Source organism: Leisingera sp. JC1 (assembly GCF_001679925.1).
Lineage (GTDB): Bacteria > Pseudomonadota > Alphaproteobacteria > Rhodobacterales > Rhodobacteraceae > Leisingera.
Genome location: NZ_LYUZ01000081.1, coordinates 64484 through 84110, shown reverse-complemented (window position 1 = coordinate 84110; position 19627 = coordinate 64484). Strand labels below are relative to the sequence as shown.

General features: G+C 63.7%; 20 protein-coding genes. 9 read left to right on the top strand and 11 right to left on the bottom strand.

Going from position 1 to position 19627, the window contains the following annotated elements; all coding sequences use genetic code 11:
• The 7 genes from A9D60_RS08440 to lexA all read left to right on the top strand — a co-directional run bounded on the left by A9D60_RS08440 (position 1) and on the right by lexA (position 5581).
• A complete protein-coding gene (locus tag A9D60_RS08440; RefSeq protein ID WP_065267167.1) occupies positions 1–582 on the top strand; it encodes an anthranilate synthase component II in 582 nt (193 codons plus the stop codon).
• Positions 579–1598 (top strand): anthranilate phosphoribosyltransferase, encoded by a 1020-nt coding sequence (trpD, locus tag A9D60_RS08435; protein ID WP_065267166.1) that lies wholly within the window; start codon positions 579–581, stop codon positions 1596–1598. The genes A9D60_RS08440 and trpD overlap by 4 nt, the downstream gene beginning before the upstream one ends.
• Complete coding sequence (locus A9D60_RS08430; RefSeq protein ID WP_065267165.1) at positions 1595–2248, top strand: uracil-DNA glycosylase; 654 nt, start codon at positions 1595–1597, stop codon at positions 2246–2248. The genes trpD and A9D60_RS08430 overlap by 4 nt, the downstream gene beginning before the upstream one ends.
• A 14-nt stretch (positions 2249–2262) precedes the next feature.
• Complete coding sequence (gene trpC, locus A9D60_RS08425; RefSeq protein WP_065267360.1) at positions 2263–3075, top strand: indole-3-glycerol phosphate synthase TrpC; 813 nt, start codon at positions 2263–2265, stop codon at positions 3073–3075.
• 11 nt (positions 3076–3086) lie between these two features.
• A complete protein-coding gene (gene moaC / locus A9D60_RS08420; RefSeq protein WP_065267164.1) occupies positions 3087–3557 on the top strand; it encodes a cyclic pyranopterin monophosphate synthase MoaC in 471 nt (156 codons plus the stop codon).
• Positions 3558–4730, top strand: a complete 1173-nt coding sequence (locus A9D60_RS08415) for a molybdopterin molybdotransferase MoeA (protein WP_065267163.1) — start codon at positions 3558–3560, stop codon at positions 4728–4730. It abuts the gene before it with no gap.
• 143 nt (positions 4731–4873) lie between these two features.
• The gene (gene lexA, locus A9D60_RS08410) at positions 4874–5581 is read left to right on the top strand and encodes a transcriptional repressor LexA (RefSeq protein ID WP_065267162.1); all 708 of its coding nucleotides are present in this window, start codon (positions 4874–4876) and stop codon (positions 5579–5581) included.
• On the opposite strand, the gene A9D60_RS08405 is transcribed toward lexA, so the two are convergent.
• On the bottom strand, positions 5575–7638 hold the full coding sequence (locus A9D60_RS08405) for a ComEC/Rec2 family competence protein (RefSeq protein ID WP_065267161.1): 2064 nt from the start codon (positions 7636–7638) through the stop codon (positions 5575–5577). The genes lexA and A9D60_RS08405 overlap by 7 nt on opposite strands.
• A gap of 79 nt (positions 7639–7717) precedes the next feature.
• Between A9D60_RS08405 and gltX the strand changes: the two genes are divergently transcribed.
• The gene (gltX, locus tag A9D60_RS08400; RefSeq protein WP_065267160.1) at positions 7718–9118 is read left to right on the top strand and encodes a glutamate--tRNA ligase; all 1401 of its coding nucleotides are present in this window, start codon (positions 7718–7720) and stop codon (positions 9116–9118) included.
• Between the two features lie 127 nt (positions 9119–9245).
• A complete protein-coding gene (locus A9D60_RS08395; RefSeq protein ID WP_065267159.1) occupies positions 9246–10541 on the top strand; it encodes a citrate synthase in 1296 nt (431 codons plus the stop codon).
• A 148-nt stretch (positions 10542–10689) separates the two neighbouring features.
• On the opposite strand, the gene A9D60_RS08390 is transcribed toward A9D60_RS08395, so the two are convergent.
• From A9D60_RS08390 to A9D60_RS08345, 10 genes are all read right to left on the bottom strand, one after another.
• Complete coding sequence (locus A9D60_RS08390; RefSeq protein ID WP_065267158.1) at positions 10690–11466, bottom strand: enoyl-CoA hydratase-related protein; 777 nt, start codon at positions 11464–11466, stop codon at positions 10690–10692.
• A gap of 110 nt (positions 11467–11576) precedes the next feature.
• Positions 11577–12050, bottom strand: coding sequence for a cytochrome c-type biogenesis protein (locus A9D60_RS08385; protein WP_065267359.1), 474 nt, complete (start codon positions 12048–12050; stop codon positions 11577–11579).
• A gap of 5 nt (positions 12051–12055) precedes the next feature.
• Complete coding sequence (locus A9D60_RS08380) at positions 12056–14020, bottom strand: heme lyase CcmF/NrfE family subunit (RefSeq protein WP_065267157.1); 1965 nt, start codon at positions 14018–14020, stop codon at positions 12056–12058.
• A gap of 108 nt (positions 14021–14128) precedes the next feature.
• Complete coding sequence (locus tag A9D60_RS08375; RefSeq protein ID WP_065267156.1) at positions 14129–14704, bottom strand: holin family protein; 576 nt, start codon at positions 14702–14704, stop codon at positions 14129–14131.
• On the bottom strand, positions 14695–15306 hold the full coding sequence (locus A9D60_RS08370) for a holin-associated N-acetylmuramidase (protein WP_065267155.1): 612 nt from the start codon (positions 15304–15306) through the stop codon (positions 14695–14697). Before A9D60_RS08370 ends, A9D60_RS08375 begins: the two co-directional genes overlap by 10 nt.
• Positions 15307–15504: 198 nt before the next feature.
• A complete protein-coding gene (gene ccmE, locus A9D60_RS08365) occupies positions 15505–15948 on the bottom strand; it encodes a cytochrome c maturation protein CcmE (RefSeq protein WP_065267154.1) in 444 nt (147 codons plus the stop codon).
• Between the two features lie 40 nt (positions 15949–15988).
• Positions 15989–17017: an N-acetyl-gamma-glutamyl-phosphate reductase gene (gene argC, locus A9D60_RS08360; RefSeq protein WP_065267153.1), complete on the bottom strand. Its 1029-nt coding sequence runs from the start codon at positions 17015–17017 to the stop codon at positions 15989–15991.
• Positions 17018–17131: 114 nt separating this feature from the next.
• Entirely contained in the window at positions 17132–17941 is an 810-nt protein-coding gene (locus tag A9D60_RS08355; RefSeq protein ID WP_065267152.1) for a glutamate racemase, read from the bottom strand.
• 9 nt (positions 17942–17950) lie between these two features.
• Positions 17951–18829, bottom strand: a complete 879-nt coding sequence (locus A9D60_RS08350; RefSeq protein ID WP_065267151.1) for a lysophospholipid acyltransferase family protein — start codon at positions 18827–18829, stop codon at positions 17951–17953.
• Between the two features lie 118 nt (positions 18830–18947).
• Complete coding sequence (locus A9D60_RS08345) at positions 18948–19541, bottom strand: dimethylsulfonioproprionate lyase family protein (RefSeq protein WP_065267150.1); 594 nt, start codon at positions 19539–19541, stop codon at positions 18948–18950.
• Positions 19542–19627 lie beyond the last annotated feature (86 nt).

Below are 19627 nucleotides of genomic sequence, written 5' to 3'. Positions count from 1 at the left end.
ATGCTGCTGCTGATCGACAACTACGATTCCTTCACCTACAACCTCGTCCACTACCTCGGCGAGCTTGGCGCCGAAATGGAAGTGCACCGCAACGACGCCATCAATGTGCAGGAAGCCATGGCGATGAAGCCCGCAGGCATCCTGCTGTCGCCGGGACCCTGCGACCCGGATCAGGCCGGCATCTGCCTGGCCCTGACGGAGGCTGCGGCGGAGACCGGAACGCCGCTGCTGGGCGTCTGCCTCGGCCATCAGACCATCGGCCAGGCCTTCGGCGGCAAGGTGGTGCGCTGCCACGAGATCGTGCACGGGAAAATGGGCATGATGCACCACAAGGATACGGGCGTTTTCAAGGGTTTGCCGACACCTTTTGAGGCAACCCGCTATCACTCCCTGGTGGTGGAGCGCGATAGCCTGCCTGATTGCCTGGAAATCACGGCTGAGCTGGAAGACGGCACCATCATGGGCCTGCAGCACAAGGAACTGCCGATCCACGGCGTCCAGTTCCACCCGGAATCGATTGCCTCAGAACATGGCCACGCCCTCTTGAAGAACTTCCTCGACGTGATGCAGGTGCCGGCATGAGCGACCAGCTGAAGCCGCTGATCGGCGCCGCCGCCGAACGCTCACTGACTCGCGAAGAAGCCGAGAAGGCCTTCACGCTCCTGTTTGAGGGCGAAGCCACGCCCAGCCAGATCGGCGGGCTTTTGATGGCGATGCGCACCCGCGGCGAAAGCGTCGATGAATACGCCGCCGCTGCTGCCGTGATGCGGTCCAAATGCAACCCGGTCAAGGCCCCCGAAGGTGCCATGGACATCGTCGGCACCGGCGGCGATGGCAAGAACACCCTGAATATCTCCACCGCAACTGCCTTTGTGGCAGCGGGTGCAGGCGTGGTCGTTGCCAAACACGGCAACCGCAATCTCAGTTCCAAATCCGGAACTGCCGACATGCAGTCCCAGATGGGCATCAACGTGATGGTTGGCCCGGAAGTCGTTGAAAAAGCAATCAATGAGGCCGGTATCGGTTTCATGATGGCGCCCATGCACCACCCGGCGGTGGCTCATGTAATGCCGACCCGGGCTGAGCTCGGAACCCGTACGATCTTCAACATCCTCGGCCCACTTACCAACCCGGCCGGTGTCAAACGCCAGCTGACGGGCGCCTTCAGCCGTGAGATGATCCGGCCGATGGCGGAAACCCTCAAGGCGCTTGGCTCCGAACGTGCCTGGCTGGTCCACGGCTCAGATGGCACCGATGAGCTGACCATCACCGGTGTCAGCTGGGTCTCGGCGCTGGAAGAAGACGGCGAAATCCGCGACGTCGAACTGCACCCCGAAGACGCAGGCCTGCCGGCGCACGACTTCGACAAGATCGTCGGCGGCACCCCTGCGGAAAACGCCATGGCCTTCCGCGTTCTGCTGCAGGGCACACCCTCGGCCTACCGTGACGCGGTGCTGCTGAATGCGGCCGCTGCGCTGGTGGTGGCTGGCAAGGCCTCCGACCTCAAGGAGGGCGTCGCATGCGCCGCAGAGTCAATCGACAGCGGTGCTGCCAAGGCCAAGGTCGAAGCATTGGCCCGCATCACCTCAGCCGCATGACCAATCTGCCCGCAGGGCTGGGCGCCTGGTCCGGCCTGCCCTTTTTCAGCACTGCCTGGCCCGGGATCTCCTCCGCGATTGAAGCGGATGGCCGGGAAATCCTGCCGCCCGCTCACCAGCGGTTTGCGGCGCTGGAACTGACCCAGCCTGAAGACACAAGGGTGGTGATCCTTGGTCAGGATCCCTATCCGACGCCCGGCCACGCTCACGGGCTGGCCTTCTCAGCAGAGCCGCATGTGCGCCCTCTTCCACGATCTTTGTCAAATATTTACAAGGAGCTGCAGGAGGACCTTGGCACCACCCGGCCCGATGCGGACCTTCGCGGCTGGGCGCGCCAGGGCGTGCTGCTTCTGAATACCGCCCTGTCGGTTCCGACAGGAGAAGCAAACGGGCACAAGCACTTGGGCTGGCATCATCTGGTGCACCAAGTGCTGGAACTGACGTCCGAAACCCCCACCGCCTACGTTCTCTGGGGAAATGCGGCGCAAAAGCTTGAAAAACATATCAAACCGGGCGATCACCTGATCCTGAAAACCGCCCATCCTTCGCCGTTGTCGGCGCGGCGCGGTTTCTTCGGGTCCCGGCCCTTTTCGAAAGTGAACAATTGGCTCGCCGACCGTGGTGAAACTGCCATAGACTGGAACGCATGAACGGAGACGCCGGTATGACCGAAAACGTGCTCGACAAGATCAAGGCCTATAAGCTTGAGGAAGTGGCCGCAGACAAGGCCGCCAAACCGATCGAGGCGGTCGAGGCCGAGGCGCGCGAAGCATCGCCGGTGCGCGGCTTTGCAGACAGCCTGATGCAAGCCAACCGCACAGGTTATGGCCTGATTGCCGAGATCAAGAAAGCGAGCCCCTCCAAGGGCCTGATCCGCCCCGATTTCGAACCGGCGGAACTGGCCAAGGCCTATGAGGACGGCGGCGCAACCTGCCTGTCGGTGCTTACCGACACCCCCAGCTTCCAGGGCGCCAAGGACTTCCTTACCCAGGCCCGCGAGGCCTGCTCCCTGCCCGCACTGCGCAAGGACTTCATGTATGACACCTACCAGGTGGCAGAGGCCCGCGCGCTGGGGGCTGACTGTATTCTGATCATCCTAGCCTCGGTCTCCGACGCCCAGGCGCAGGAGCTGGAGGAAAGCGCCTTTGAATGGGGCATGGATGTGCTGCTGGAGGTGCATGACGCGGAAGAGCTTGAGCGCGCCTGCAATCTGAAATCGCCGCTGATGGGCATCAACAACCGCAACCTCAAGACGTTTGAGACGACGCTGGACACCACCCGCACGCTGTCCCGCATGGTGCCCGCAGACCGCACCATCGTCTGCGAAAGCGGATTGTTCACGCCTGAGGACCTCAGCGACATGGCCCGTTACGGCGCCCGAACTTTCCTCATTGGTGAAAGCCTGATGCGCCAGGATGACGTCGCCGGTGCCACCCGTGCGCTGCTCGCCAACCCGCTGATGCCGGGCATGATGTAAAGGAGGACCGGATGAGCCTCACCCATTTCGACACCAAGGGCGACGCCCACATGGTCGATGTCTCGGACAAGGCGGTAACCTCGCGCATCGCCACTGCCGAGGGCCATATCACAATGGCGCAGGAAACCTTTGATATCATAGCGGAAGGCCGCGCCAAGAAGGGGGACGTTTTGTCGGTGGCCCGCCTGGCGGGCATCATGGGCGCCAAGAAAACGCCCGACCTGATCCCGCTGTGCCACCCGCTGCCGGTGACCAAGGTCGCGGTGGAGCTGACGCTGGACCCGGACCTGCCCGGCGTGCGGGTCGAGGCGACCGTCAAGACCACCGGCCAGACCGGGGTTGAGATGGAAGCGCTCACCGCCGTCTCCACAGCCGCGCTTACCGTCTATGACATGGCCAAGGCCGTGGACAAGGCAATGCAGATCGGCGGTGTTCGTGTGACGCTGAAAGACGGCGGAAAATCAGGCAGGKACGAGGCATAAATGATCCCTGTCAGCGAAGCCCGCGCGCATCTTCTGGCGCTTGTCAGCCAGCTGGAAACCGAGGAAGTGCCGCTGGACCAGGCCGCAGGCCGGGTGCTCGCCCGTAACGTCCAGGCCCGCCGCGACCAGCCGCCGTTCTCCGCCTCCGCCATGGATGGCTACGCGGTGAACGCCGCCGAAGTTGAGCTGCACGCCATGTTCAAAGTGATCGGCGAGGCCGCAGCCGGCCACGCTTTCGCTGGCCGTGTGGGCGCAGGCCAGGCGGTGCGGATCTTCACCGGCGCCCCGGTTCCGGAAGGCGCAAGTTTCGTTGTCATACAAGAGGATGTGACCCGTAACGGCAACCTCATCACCATCACCGATGCACCCGGCAGCAACCACAATATCCGCCCCCGCGGCGGTGATTTCACCGATGGCCAGACCATCAGCGCGCCCCGGCTGCTGACGCCGGCAGACATCGCTTTGCTAGCGGCAATGAACGTCCCTTCGGTCACTGTCACCCGCCACCCGGAGGTCGCGCTGATCTCCACCGGCGACGAACTGGTGATGCCCGGCGGCACCCCCGGACCGGATCAGATCATCGCCTCCAACACTTTCGGGCTCAAGGCGATGCTGGAGGCGCTCGGCGCCCGCGCCCGCATCCTGCCCATCGCCCGCGACACCGAAAGCTCCCTGCGCACCGCGTTTGAGCTGGCGGAGGGAGCGGATCTTGTTGTCACCATCGGCGGCGCCTCTGTCGGCGATCACGATCTGGTCGGCAAGGTGGCGCAGGACCTCGGGATGGAGCGCAGCTTCTACAAGGTCGCCATGCGCCCCGGCAAACCGCTGATGGCGGGCCGGATGGGCAGTGCCGCGATGGTCGGCCTGCCGGGAAACCCGGTTTCCGCTATGGTTTGCGGCCATGTCTTCCTGGCCCCCATGATCCGGGCCATGCTCGGATTGCCGCCAGAAGCGCAGCAACTGCTGGACGCAACTCTAGCCAAGCCTCTCGGGAAGAACGGCCCACGGGAACATTACATGAGGGCCCGGGTCGAAAACGGCCAGCTGACCGCCTTTGAAAATCAGGACAGCTCGCTGCTGACCATTCTGGCAGAGGCCAACGCCCTGCTACTGCGTGCGCCAGGTGACAGCGCCTGCGCTGCAGGCGAAACGGTGCAATACCTCGCCATCTGATCCCGCTTCCTCTTTGCACAAGCGCACACACCAGTGGCGCAGGCCTCCGACCGTGGCGCCGCAACTCCTCGGTACAGCCGTGTTGACACAAAACGTGAACATGCGTAGAACAAAAGAAAACATGAGGCACGGAGGGAGCGGCGATGCTCACAAAGAAGCAACTTCAACTGCTGGAATTCATTCACAAACGCCTGCAGCGCGATGGCGTGCCCCCCAGTTTTGACGAAATGAAGACCGAACTCGACCTCCGGTCGAAATCCGGCATCCACCGGCTGATCACAGCGCTGGAGGAGCGCGGCTTCATCCGCCGCCTGCCGCACCGCGCCCGCGCCATCGAAATCATCCGCCTGCCCGAGAGCCTGGGAGGCACAGGTGATCCACAGGGATTTGCTCCCAAGGTGATTGAGGGCGGCCAGGCAAGAACCGCAGCGCCGGCTCCGGCATCAGCAGACCCGCTGCGCCAGGCGGCAGTCGAACTGCCGGTCATGGGCCGGATCGCCGCAGGTGTGCCGATTGAAGCGATCAGCCAGGTTTCGCATCAGGTTGCAGTGCCGGGCGGTATGATAGCCCCCTCGGGCCAGCATTACGCGCTCGAGGTCAAAGGCGACTCGATGATCGAGGCCGGCATCAACGACGGCGATATCGTAGTGATCCGCGAGTCTTCTGCGGCCGATAACGGCGACATTGTTGTGGCGCTGGTCGAAGGCCAGGAAGCTACTCTGAAGAAGTATTTCCGCGAAGGCTCCATGATTGCGCTGGAGGCCGCCAACCCGGCCTATGAAACCCGCCGCTATCCCGAGGATATGGTCCAGGTCCAGGGCCGTCTTGTCGGGCTGATCCGCACTTACTGACCTCCAGCTCCACTCAGCAGCTGCCGCAGGCGGCGGATTTCCCGCCCCTCCGGCTGCCAGCCGGTCCAGGGCCGCTCGCCCGCTGCGTCCCGCGCTGTCAGCATCTCGCCTCTGCGGGTCAGCGCGATACTGCCAGTCTGCCGCATCACCTCTGGCGTCAGCAGCAGACAGCCGCCACCGCCCGGCACGGTGGAAATGACGATATCTCTGCTTTTACAGTCACTTGCGGTCGTAAGTTTACGCTTTCCCGGCGCATGTATCAGGCGGAATTTGTCGCCCTGCCAGACCGGCAAACCGTTCAATTCGGCGGCCCAGCGGGACGCAGAAACAGGCTGGCTTGCCGGATCGCCGTCATTCTCAAGCCAGATTTCCGCTGTGAACCCCTGCCCCTTGGCCCGCGACAGTGCACGGCCTTCGGTTTCCATGACGCCGATCAGCCCGCCGGAATCAGCAATCAGAACGTGCGGGCGCTCTCCCATGGACCAGAGGGCTAAGGCACAGGCGGCAGGCAGCAGCCCGGTCAGCCACAGCCGCCCCTTCCAGACCACTGCAAAAATGAAACCTCCCGCAAGAAGAGGCAGCACCCAAGGCCCCGGTGCCGCCACATGCGACACCGACCCGTCAAAGCCGGACACGGTCCGGGCCACCCACAGGATCCATTCCATACCCCATTGCATCACCGCCAGCCCGATCCACTCCAGCCCGAACGGTACCAGGCACAGCGCAAGCACGGCGGCAGGGATCACAATCGTGCCCATCACCGGCACCGACAGCAGGTTCGCCAGCAGCCCGTAGTGCGGGATGGTGTTGAAATGCGCTGCGGCAAAGGGCGCGGTGGCAGCGCCGGCCACAGCAGAGGATATCACCAGGGCGAGCACGGGCCGCAGCCAGCGCGGCCCCAGTGGCACCGCCCCGTCGCGGAGCGCGGCAAACACCGCCACCAAGGCGGCAGTGGCCGCAAAGCTCATCTGGAAGCCGGGGCTCAGCAGGCTTTCAGGCCGCCTCAGCAGCACGATCAGCGCTGCCACGGCCACCGCCCGCAGGGTGATCGCACGCCGGTCAAGCAGGACCGCGCCGAACATCACCGCCACCATCACGAACGCCCGCTCCGTCGCGACATTGCCGCCTGACAGCAGCAGATACCCGCACCCCGCCGCCAGCGCTGCACCTGCCGCCAGCTTCTTGACCGGCCAGCGCAGCGCAATCCAGGGCACCAAGCACATCAGACTGCGCAGTGTGGCAAAGACAAAGCCCGTCAGCAGCCCCATGTGGAGGCCGGAGATTGCCAGAAGATGCGCCAAATTGCTTTGCCGCAACGCGGTCAGCGTAGCCTCACCCACACCACTTCGATCTCCAGCAGTGACAGCCGCGGCAAACCCGCCGGTCTCGCCCGGCAGTGCCTGCTGGAGATAATGCGCCAGCGATCTGCGCAGCTGCGCAATAGGCTTACTGCCGCCAGGAGCTTCGGCCAGCAGCACCGCCGTGCGGGTATAGCCAAGCCCGCCCAGTTGCTTGAACCAGGCGTGGCGGCGGAAATCGAAGCCTCCCGGTTCTACCGGCCCCTGCGGCGGCAGAAGATGTGCGGTTGTCATCACCCGTGATCCGGGCTGCGGAAGGTCAGCCTGCCCTTTCAGCGAAATCCTGACCCGTGCAGGCGTCTTCCACGGTGCAACCCGGCCCAGCCGCACCTGGTCCAGCGTCAGCCGCAGCGCATCCGTGGGAGAACGGTCCACCGCGACCACCCGCCCCTCAACCGGACCGTAATACCGGAATTCCAGAACCGGGGCGGCCACCAGATGGGTACGTGCATAGGCCAGGCACACGCCCGCCGCCAGCAGCGCTGGAACCCAGCCTAAAAACGCCAATGGCCTCTGCATCAAAGCGCAGGCGCCGAAAAACAAAACAGCGGCGGTCAGTTCCGCAATTTCCGCCGTGCCTGGTTCAATTTTCAGGCTGAAGTAGACGCCTATGCCCGCGCCGAGATACACAGGCACCCAGGGAAACAGGTTGCCGCGCTGGCCTTGCAGAACGTTGCTGACTGCAGTTCCAAGCCCCATGCTTGCCCCCCGCCGTCTCGCCCGGTAGACAGGCGGAAACTCTACGCCTCACATGGTTTCCAAAAGGTAAATCCTGCACATGACCCAACCGGTTGTCACCCGTTTCGCGCCTTCTCCCACCGGCTATCTGCACATCGGCGGCGCTCGCACAGCGCTGTTCAACTGGCTTTATGCCCGCGGCCGCGGCGGCAAGTTCCTGCTCCGGATCGAGGATACAGACCGCGAACGCTCCACCCCTGAGGCCACCGCCGCCATCCTGCAGGGCATGGAATGGCTGGGATTGGATCATGACGGTGAAGTGATCAGCCAGTTCGAACGCGCAGACCGCCACGCCGAAGTCGCCAAGCAGTTGCTGGCCGAAGGCAAGGCATACAAGTGCTTTGCCACCCAGGACGAAATCGCCGCCTTCCGCGAACAGGCAAAGGCGGAGGGCAAATCCACCCTCTACCGTTCCCCCTGGCGCGACGCGGATGCGGCCAGCCACCCCGATGCGCCTTACGTTATCCGCATCAAGGCACCCCAGGACGGCGCCACCGTGATCCAGGATGAGGTGCAGGGCGACGTCACCATTCGCAATGATCAGCTCGACGATATGATCCTGCTGCGCTCCGACGGCACCCCGGTCTATATGCTGGCAGTTGTGGTCGATGACCACGACATGGGCGTCACCCACGTGATCCGCGGCGACGACCACCTGAACAACGCTGCCCGCCAGATGATGATCTATCAGGCGATGGGCTGGGACGTGCCGGTCTGGGCCCATATCCCGCTGATCCACGGCGCCGACGGCAAGAAGCTGTCCAAACGCCACGGCGCGCTCGGCGCGCAGGAATACCAGGCGATGGGCTATCCCGCGGCGGGCATGCGCAACTATCTGGCGCGTCTCGGCTGGTCACATGGTGATGACGAGTTTTTTACGGACAGCCAGGCCAAAGAGTGGTTTAATCTTTCGGGTATCGGCAAAAGCCCCGCCCGGTTCGACACCAAGAAGCTGGAGAATCTCTGCGGCCAGCACATAGCCATCAGCGATGATGCTGCGCTGCGGCAGGAAATCTGCGCTTATCTGGCGGCAGCCGGAGAAGCCGCTTTGACTGACGCGCAGTCACAAGGTCTGGAGCGTGCGATGTATTGCCTCAAGGACCGCGCGCGCACCTTCCCTGAACTTCTTGAAAAAGCGCATTTTATCCTTGCCTCACGGCCTCTTGACCGGGACGCGAAGGCAGAAAAGGCCCTGACTACTGTATCCGATGGTATACTGGAAGAATTGACGCCGCAGTTGCAAAATGCTAGCTGGGTCCGTGACGATCTGGAGGCGCTTCTGAACGGATTTGCAGAAGCCCATGATACCAAGTTCGGCAAGCTGGCAGGCCCCTTGCGGGCGGTGCTCGCCGGTCGGGCGGTAACGCCTTCGGTGTTCGACATGATGCTGATTCTGGGCCGCGAGGAAACCCTCGCCCGGCTCAAGGACGCAACAGGCTGACTGCGGTCTTTACACCCGGTAAAGCCTGTTTTGATACGACAACCCCTGCGCGAAACCGCGCAGGCGCTGCCCGCATGAGTGCGCCCGGACCGGGCAGCTTTCGTGCCTGCAACAGGAAGGGACATTTATGACCGACACACAGAAATCAGCCACGCTCACGCTGAATGGCGAAAATTACGAGCTGCCCATTTTCTCACCGACGGCCGGGCCCGATGTTCTCGACATCCGCAAGCTCTATGCAAAGGCAGGTGTGTTCACTTACGATCCGGGCTTCACCTCCACCGCCAGCTGCGACAGCACCATCACCTATATCGACGGTGACAAGGGCGAGCTGCTGCACCGCGGCTACCCGATCGACCAGCTGGCCTCCAAGTCTCATTACCTCGAGGTCTGCTACCTGCTGCTTTACGGCGAACTGCCGACCGCAGCCCAGCTGGAGGATTTTGAGACCCGTGTGACCCGTCACACCATGGTGCATGAGCAGATGCACAACTTCTTCCGCGGGTTCCGCCGCGATGCGCACCCGATGGCGACCCTGGTGGGCGTTGTCGGCGCAATGTCGGCCTTCTACCACGACTCGCTGGACGTGACCGACCCCTGGCAGCGTGAGGTTGCCGCGGTCCGCCTGATCGCCAAGCTGCCGACCATCGCTGCGATGGCCTATAAGTATTCGATCGGCCAGCCGTTTGTGTATCCGCGCAACGATCTCGATTACGCGGCCAACTTCCTGCACATGTGCTTCTCGGTGCCGGCCGAGGAATACCATGTGAACCCGATCCTTAGCCGGGCTATGGACCGTATCCTGACCCTGCACGCGGATCACGAGCAGAACGCATCGACCTCCACCGTGCGCCTGGCGTCTTCCTCCGGAGCGAACCCGTTCGCCTGTATTGCAGCCGGCATCGCTTGCCTCTGGGGTCCGGCCCACGGCGGCGCCAACCAGGCCTGCCTGGAGATGCTCAAGGAAATCGGCACCGTCGACCGCATTCCGGAATACATCGCCCGCGCCAAGGACAAGAACGACCCGTTCCGCCTGATGGGCTTTGGCCACCGCGTGTACAAGAACACCGACCCGCGCGCCAAGGTGCTGAAACAGTCCGCGGACGAGGTTCTGGAACTCTTGGGTGTCGAGGACAACCCGCTCTTGCAGGTTGCCAAGGAGCTGGAGCAGACCGCGCTCAACGATCCCTACTTCATTGAGAAGAAGCTGTTCCCGAACGTCGACTTCTACTCCGGCATCATCCTGGAAGCGATGGGCTTCCCGACCTCGATGTTCACCCCGATCTTCGCGCTGTCGCGCACCGTCGGCTGGATCTCGCAGTGGAAGGAAATGATCGCCGACCCGCAAAACAAGATCGGCCGCCCGCGCCAGCTGTACCTCGGCGAAACCATGCGCGACTACATCGACATCGAACAGCGCTAAGCAGCCGGCACTAGATGACAAACGCCCCGCAAACTGCGGGGCGTTTTTTTGTTTGGAAGTAATTGTTTAACCGGGGCCGGGTTTGCCGGGAAACGCAGCAAAAAGCGTTTCCCGGTGCCAGGGCTATCCCCGCAGTCTCAGAAGGGCGTCAGCGCCCCTCGAATTTCGCGGGGCGTTTTTCCATGAACGCGGTCACGCCTTCCAGGAAATCACGGGTCTTGCCGCATTGACCCTGCAGATGCGCCTCTTCCGACAGCTGCTCTGCCAATGTGCGGCCATAGCTGTCGCGCAGGGCGGTTTTGGTTGCGGCCAAGGCCTTGGTCGGGCCTTCGGCCAGATAGGCTGCACGCGCGCGCCAATGGGCATCGAAATCGGCGTCCGGAACCGCTTCCCAGATCATGCCCCAATCGCTGGCCTGCTGCGCGCTGATGCGGTCCGCAAACAGCGCCGCACCGGTGGCCTTGGCCAGGCCGATCTGGCGCGGCAGGAACCAAGTGCCGCCGGCATCGGGGATCAGGCCGATCTTGGTAAAGGCCTGCATGAAAAACGCGCTTTCGCAGGCAATCACAACATCCGCCGCCAGCGCCAGGTTGGCGCCGGCCCCGGCTGCGGCGCCATTGACCGCGGCAACCACCGGCACAGGGCAGTCATAGATCGCCTGCAGCATCGGCAGATACTCGTCCCGCAGGGTGCGTTCCAGATCCAGCTTGCCCTGGCTGCCGGCATCGCTCAGGTCCTGACCGGAGCAGAAGGCATCGCCTGCGCCCGTCAGCACAACCGCGCGCGCCTCGCCCGCGGCCAGCCGCATCGCATGGGTGATCTCCGACCGCATCCGGCTGGTCAGCGCGTTCTTGCGCGCTTCCCGGTTCAGCGTGATCACCGCCAGCCCGTCCTGCAGTGAAAACAGGATTTCCTTGTATTCCATCGAAATGCCCTACCTAAAGTCAGCCTTGGGCCGCGCGGTCAGTCCGCACGCGCAGCCGGTTGGCGGGCATGGTGACGCAAAGCGCGCGGGCCGGAAAGCCAGACCCGGCGTCAATCCTCCAGGATTTTCTTGAGCCGTTCCTGCTCTTCAGCGCTCAGGCGCTGCTCCGCCGCCTTGGGCGCGCGCGCCCGGCCCCGGATATAGAAGATCCCGATCACCAGCGCCGCCAGCAGCATGAGTGGGCCAGCCGCCCAAAGCAGCAGGTTGGCCCCGTGTGCCGTGGGCTTCAGCAGCACATACTCGCCATAGCGGTCGACGATGAAGTCAATCGCCTCCCGGTCGCTGTCGCCGGCCACCAGCCGCTCGCGCAGCAGGACGCGCAGGTCGCGCGCCAGTTCAGCGTTGGATTCATCAATGCTCTCATTACGGCAGACCAGGCAGCGCAAGCCTTCTGACAAGTCGCGGGCGCGGGCCTCCAGCGCCGGATCCTCCAGCACTTCGTCCGGCTCCACCGCCAGCACCGGCGCCGGAACAATAACGGCAAACGCCATCAGCGCTGCCAGCGCAAGGATCAGAAAACGCATCTGTTTCATTCCGCTGGCACTCCCGCCGAAGGTGTCTTGCGCGCGCCCGCCGCGACCCGGAACCGCCTGTCGCTGAGGCTGAGGAGCCCGCCAAGCGCCATCAGGATGCAGCCCGCCCAGATCCAGTTGGCAAAGGGCTTGATATAGGTCCGCATGGTCCAACTGCCGTCCGCCTGCTGGTCGCCCAGCACAACATAGAGGTCACGGGTGACACGGTAGTCGATCGCGGCTTCGGTTGTGGGCATCTTAGCAACCGGGTAATCCCGCTTTTCCGGGAACATCACCGCCTCAGGGGCTCCGTTGCGTGTCACTTCGACCCGGCCCTTGGTGGTGAAATAGTTCGGCCCCTGCTCGCGGCTCACATCCGTCAGTTTCAGGCTGAAGGCGCCTACCTCAAACGGCTCGCCAATACGGGCCACGCGGATGTCCTCCTGCTCCCAGGCGGTCAGGCCCGCAATGGCAAAGATGGTGATGCCGAGGCCCCCATGGGCCACCGCCTTGCCCCAGTCCGCCCGCGGCAGCCGCAGCATGCGCGCAAGGCGGCTTGACTTGCCGCTGCGCAGCCACAGGTCGGCCAGCGCGCCAAAGACCATCCAGGAGCCGAGGAACAGCCCCACCGGACCCAGGGCGGACCGCCCGGTCTGCATCGCCCAGGCCAGCACGCCCATCGACACCGCCAGCAGGAACACATAGCGCAGCTGCCAGGCCACCCGGCCAATCCGCCCGCGCTTCCACGGCAGCATGGCGCCAACCGGCATGATCAGGCCCAGCACAACCATGAACGGGGTGAAGGCAGAGTTGAAGAACGGCGGGCCGACGCTCAGCTTGCGGTCAAAAACCATCTCGGCGACGATCGGCCAGACAGTGCCGAAGAACACCACAAAGCAGCTGACCGCCAGCAGGATGTTGTTGGCCACCAGCGCGGTTTCGCGGCTGACCATGCCAAACAGCCCCTTGGCCTCCATCGCCTGGGCGCGGGCTGCAAACAGCGTCAGCGCACCGCCGGTGAAGAAGGCCAGAATGAACAGGATGAACACCCCGCGTTCCGGGTCGTTGGCAAAGGCGTGCACACTTGTGATGATGCCGGAGCGCACGATGAAGGTGCCGATCAGCGAGAAGCCGAAGGCGAGGATCGCCAGGAGGATGGTCCAGCTTTTCAGCGCCTCGCGCTTCTCCACCACGATGGCAGAGTGCAGCAGCGCGGCTGCCAGCAGCCAGGGCATGAAAGAAGCGTTCTCAACCGGGTCCCAGAACCAGAAACCGCCCCAGCCCAGCTCGTAATAAGCCCACCAGGACCCCAGTGCGATGCCGATGGTCAGGAACACCCAGGCCGCCAGCGTCCAGGGCCGCACCCAGCGGCCCCAGGCTGCGTCGACGCGGCCTTCGATCAGGGCGGCAACGGCAAAGGAGAACGCCATGCTGAGGCCCACATAGCCGAGGTAGAGGAACGGCGGGTGGAAGGCGAGGCCCGGGTCTTGCAGCAGCGGGTTCAGGTCCTGCCCGTCAAACGGCGGCACCGTGAGGCGCAGAAACGGGTTGGAGGTGAACAGGATGAAAGCAAAGAAGGCCACGCCGATGGCCGCCTGAACCGACAAAACGCGCGCCTTGAGCGTGGGCGGCAGCCCGCCGCCAAAGACCGAGGCCATGGCGCCGAACAGGCTGACGATCAGCACCCACAACAGCATTGAGCCCTCGTGGTTGCCCCAGGTGCCGGAGATTTTATACAGCATCGGTTTGGCCGAATGGCTGTTCAGCGTTACCAGCTTCAGCGAGAAGTCAGAGGTGATGAACCCCCACATCAGCGCGCCAAAGGCAAAGGCTGTGAACAGGAACTGTGCTTGCGCCGCAGGTTCCGCTACGGCCATCCAGCCGGGCCAGCGTTTATGTGCGCCGATCAAGGGGATGATGGCCTGCACGATGGCAATCATGAAGGCGAGAATTAGGGCGAAATGTCCGAGTTCTGTGATCATGTGCCGGGGTGTCCATGCTCTGAAAGGATTGGGTTTTCCTATACGCCTGTCCGACGGGAGGGCCAATGGCAAACGCCGCGCCACGCCGCCGCAGAGGGCAAATTGTGATCAGCCGCGGCGGGCTTTCCAGGCCCTCAGGGCCGGGTTGACCTCCGTTTCGGTGGCGTCCAGCCGGGCTGCGGCATCGGTGCCGGTGGCGGCGGCGGCAGGCGAGTCTGCCCGCACGCTTTCCAGCAACGCGATGTTGCGGGCCACCTGCGGCGCCCGGGCCATGCTGGCAGCCAGTCCCTGCTGAAACTCCTGGCTTTTTATCTGGTGGCGCGCTCCGAAGTAGAAGGAGACGATGACCCCCAGCAGCCACCACAAGGGTTCCGGCACCAGCGCCAGGCCTTGCATTCTTGCAGCAAACCAGACCGGATCTGTAAGAGCTACCCCCATCAGCGCAAGGGTTCCAAGCGCCAGCAAGGGACGCGGCAGCCGGTTCACGCCATCCATGAACCGGTCAAACCGGCTTTTGCCGCCGTATTGGAATTCGGCTGCCAGCTGGCTCAGCGCAGCGCTTTGAATCTCATGCGCCCGGGCGGCGCCGGCTTCGGCGTTTTCCCGGAATACCTCAACAGTTTCCCGCAAGGCATTGCGCGGGCTTCCGAAAATCAATCCCAGCACATCCGTGATCAGCCCCATTCTGCGGTCCTCCGCTGAAAGGCCTGCCGGCTCAGGTGGTACTGGGCAGAGATGAATTCCTCCGCCCGCTTGATCCAGCCGCCCTTGGTACCGTCGCGGGCGCGGGCGAATTTGCGGCTGGCGGCGCGGCGGTCTGCCAGGCGGAAGTAGTAATTTCTTCGGGCAATGCCATAGGCGTCGCGCAAGGCGTCTGCGTCAACCAAGGCCGCCTGCTCTGCCGCCGATGCCGTCTGCGGGCCAATGGCGCCGTCCACAACCACGCCAAACCCCATTTCGTTCAGCAGCCGCTGCAGGATGCGCACCGCATTGCTGCCGGCGTTTACATACATGTCGAAGACAGTCGCTTGCAGGCAGGCCGGCAAGCTGGCGATGCGGGGCGCCTCGTAATAATGGCGGACGAAAATCTCCACCGCCTGCGCCCGGCTGAGCGCCCGCACATCCGCGATGCCCACGCGCCCATCGCCGGTCAGGTCCAGCCCCAGCCGCCGCAGCGTGCCGATGGTCACCCCGTGTTTGGTGGCGCCGCCGGGATCAGCCGGGTCATTCACAAAACCGCCTTCGCGCGCCACGATCTGTTCTGCAATCTCAGTCACTGTCAGCATGTCACCTCACCACTTTTCCGGTTTGGGCCATACTGCCGCACAGGACCTAAGAACCCCTGACACCACCGTACGCAGGGTACGCAACACCCCTGCAGAGCACTGCCGCGCCGAGCATCGCGCGGCGCCCGGCCCAACGCAAAACGCCCCCCGGGAAGGGAGGCGTCTTTGGGGCGGGAGGGCTCCGTTCCGGAGCCGCGATCAGGTTTCGGGTTCCTGATAAACGCCTTGTTCCTTCAGCGCGTCCATGACTTCCTTGGGCATGTAAGTCTCGTCATGTTTCGCCAGGATTTCAGTAGCTTCGAACACGCCGTTCACGTAGCTGCCGGTGCCAACCATGCCCTGGTTCTCTTCAAACAGGTCGGGCAGCACGCCGGTATAGGCGACCGGCACCGTGGCGCCGCCGTCGGTGACGGCAAAGCGCACGGTCTCGCCCTGGCCGCGCTGCAGCGAGCCTTCGGCCACCAGCCCGCCGATACGGAACACCTCCGACGGCTGCGGCGGTGCTTCAGCCACCTGGCTGGGCGAACGGAAATAGTTGATCCCGTCCTGCATGGCATAGCCGATCAGGACGGTGGCAACGATCAGGGCCACCGCGGCAACCGCGATGACCTGGATACGGCGCTGTTTCTTCAGGTTCTTCATGGTGTCCTCAATTCAAGCCCAAGCCAGCGCCGCCCCCGGATCAGGGGAACAGCGGCGCCATCATCAGGCCTTCGGTCTCTTCCTCACCTAACATCAGGTTGGCGTTCTGCAAGGCCTGGCCGCTGCTTCCTTTTGTCAGGTTATCCAGCGCCGCAAAGACGATGGCGCGGCCGCCGATCCGGTCCTGCGCCACGCCGATGTGGCAGAAGTTGGAACCGCGCACATGATGGGTGCTCGGCGCCTCGCCAAAGGGCAGCAGTTCGATGAAAGGCTCATCGGCGTAAGCCTTGGCAAAGGTATCATGGATCGCCTGTGCGTCACCCTTTACATAGACGGTTGCCAGGATGCCGCGGTTCACCGGCAGCAGATGCGGGGTGAACTGCACCTTCACCGGGCGGCCTGCGATTTTGCTGAACTCCTGGTCGAACTCGCCCAAATGCCGGTGGGTGCCGCCGATGGCATAGGCATTGTAGCCCTCGCTCAGCTCTGCATGCAGCAGGTTTTCCTTAAGCGAGCGGCCGGCACCGGAGACGGCGCATTTCAGGTCCAGGATAATCTCGTCCAGATCAATCACGCCCGCAGCGATCAGCGGCCGAATGGCGAACTGGCCGGTGGCGGCGTTGCAGCCGGTTCCAGCCACCAGCCGCGCGGATTTGATCTCATCCCGGTAGAACTCGGTCAGGCCGTAAACAGCCTCTTTCTGCTGTTCCAGCGCGGCATGGGGATTGCCGTACCATTTTTCGTATTCCGCAGGGTCGCGCAGCCGGAAGTCGGCCGACAGGTCGACGATCTTCAGGTCCTTGGGCAGCGCAGCGATCACTTCCTGGCTGGTTTTATGCGGCAGCGCGCAGAAGCAGAGGTCGATGTTTGCAAAGTCGATTTCGTCGATCTTGCACAGCACCGGCAGCTCCATATGGCGCAGGTGCGGGAACACTTCGGCCATGGTCATGCCGGCCTTGCGGTCGGCGGACAGCGCCGCGATCTCGATGTTCGGGTGCTGGGCGATCAGCCGCACCAGTTCGGCGCCGGTGTAGCCGGAAGCGCCAAGGATAGCCACTTTATGGGTCATGTTAGACCTCGTCTTTCGATGTGATATGCCGGTTCCGCAGCCATCTGCGGAGAGAAATATTGGGAAACGCGGCGGCGCACTTTGACCTGGAACAAGGTTCCGGGGCGATTGCGATCAGGCCGCCTGAAAGGTGATTTCCCGTCGGAGAAACTGGGTCGCGCGGTCGCTGACGCGGCCGGGGTTTCCGGTGGTATAGAAGCCGCCCTTACCGTTGCCGTGCATGCCGGGATGGCGGGTCAGGTAGTCCGCCAGGCTGTCGGCCACCAGGCTGCCCTGGCTGAACACTTTGACCTCCGGCCCCAGCGCCTCCTGAAAGGTCTGTTCCATCAGCGGGTAATGGGTGCAGCCGAGGATTGCGGCCTGCGGATGCGGCATCTTGCGCTTCAGCGCATCGACGTGGGAGCGCACCAGCGCCTCGGCCAGAATCATGTCGCCGTCCTCGATCGCGTCAACAACGCCGCCGCAGGCCTGCGCCTCGACGTCCACACCAATGGCGCGGAAGGCCAGTTCCCGCTGGAAGGCGCGGCTGGCGACGGTGGCGGGCGTTGCGAACAGCGCCACATGTTTCACCTCAACTTCGCGCGGAGGGGAGTTGTCGCCCCACTGCCGCTCGGTCAGCGCCTCGATCAGCGGCACAAAGACGCCCAGCACCCGCTTGCCCTGGGGCAGCCCGCCCTCCTGCATCCGGCGCAGCGCGGCGGCGGAGGCGGTGTTGCAGGCGAGGATCACCAGATCGCAGCCCTTGTCCCACATGTCATGAACGGCGGCTTTGGTCAGCTGATAGACATCCTCCGCATCGCGCACGCCATAAGGCGCGCGGGCGTTGTCGCCGTAATAGAGGAAATCCACATCCGGCAGGCGCTTTTGCGCCGCGTCCAGGACGGTCAGCCCGCCCAGGCCTGAATCAAAGATGCCTACAGCCATGTCGCCTTCTCACGCGCGGTGTTTCTCTTCGAACTCAAACCCGTACGCATAGGATTTGAGAGGTTCTGGAGAAAGCTCATACGTCGCTTTGCGCAAGAAATCCATAAGGGCTTTTGTATCACCTGCCAAAGGCGCCAGAACGTCGCGGCCAATTGGTTCGCCGATCACCACACGGACCGGGGTATCGACGCGTTTGCGGAACTCCTGGATCAGCAGCCCCATGCGCAGGGTTGCGTGCAGGTGGCTGGCAATCTGGAACAGGCGCGAGGTGTGGCCGTCAAAGTACACCGGCACCACCACGGCGTCCGATTTGGCGATCATCCGGGCGGTGAACCCGCGCCAGCCCGGATCCATCGGATGGCCCATCGGACGCGCCGCGGTGGACACCGTGCCGCCCGGGAAAATGCCGATGGCGCCGCCCTGCCCCAGGTAGCTGAGCGCCTCCTTGCGGGTTTGCAGGTTGGTTTGCATGGCCTCCCGCGTCTCAGCAAAATCCACCGGAAGGATCACCTTGTTCAGGTCCTCCACCCTGCGGAACACCTGATGCGCCAGAATGCGGAAATCGCCGCGGGTTTCGGCCAGGATATGTCCCATCATCAGCCCGTCGAGGATGCCGTAAGGGTGGTTGGCAATCAGGATCACCGGCTTGTCCTGCGGGATGTTCGACAGCGCGCCGCCTGCAATATCCAGCGTCAGCCCGTAGCGCTCCGCCATCACGCTCCAGAAGCTGCGCCCGGCAGCGACCTCCTGCTCATAGCCTGCAGCGCGGCGGATCAGGTTCAGCCGGCCGGTGGAGTTTTCCATCAGCCGGATCACCGCGCGGCCGGCGCGGGTGGAGGCGGAATGCGCATAGGAAATGTCACGGGCAATATGGCGCTGGGCCTGCATCGGGGCGGGTCTCCGTTAGGTGTCACCGGCCAGATAAGGCCGGCAGCGCTCTGTGCAACAGATCTGTAACAACGGTGTGACGCTTTGCGGCAATCCGCTGGCCGGGGCTGATGCCGGATCAGGCTGCGCTTGCCCGCTGGCCGCCCATCAGCGGCAGGCCTTCCAGCCCGGCGCCGCGCCACAGGACATAGGTCAGGATCGGCTGGTCTCCCGTATTCATCGCATGCGGCTGCCAGCCTCCATGCAGGCGCGTATCGCCGGCGCTGAGCCAGCAGTCATTTTCATCCGTCAGGAACTGCGCCCCGCCGCCCAGCACCACATACAGTTCTTCCGCCTCGTGGCTGTGCCAGTCGTATTTCAGCCCGGCGCCCCAATAGGCGATATAGCCGCGCAACTGGTTGGTGCGGAAATGGCCGGTCGGGCCGAACAGCTCGAAATAGCCGTAGTTTTGCAGGAAATGCGCGCCGACTTCTTCCTCGGTGTAGGTCTGGGTCCAATACGCTTGGGAGGCCGAGTTGCGCAGAGCATTGATCAGCGGCTGGGTTTCGGCAGTGCCCGGCTGCCCGAATCCGGCCACCTGATCCAGCGCGGGCATTGCTGCGGGCGCAAGCGCGGCGGGTTGCAGATCACCGGGCCAGGGCGCGAACTCGCGCAGAGCAGGCAGTTGGCTGTGCAGTTCGCGGGCGGCTTGCAGGGCCTGAGAGAGGGACATCGGGCGGCTCCTTTCCGGTGCAGCAGAAACATGCAATCCGGGCCGAGCCTAGCGGCGGCGCGACAAGCCGCGCGCTGCATTTGCAG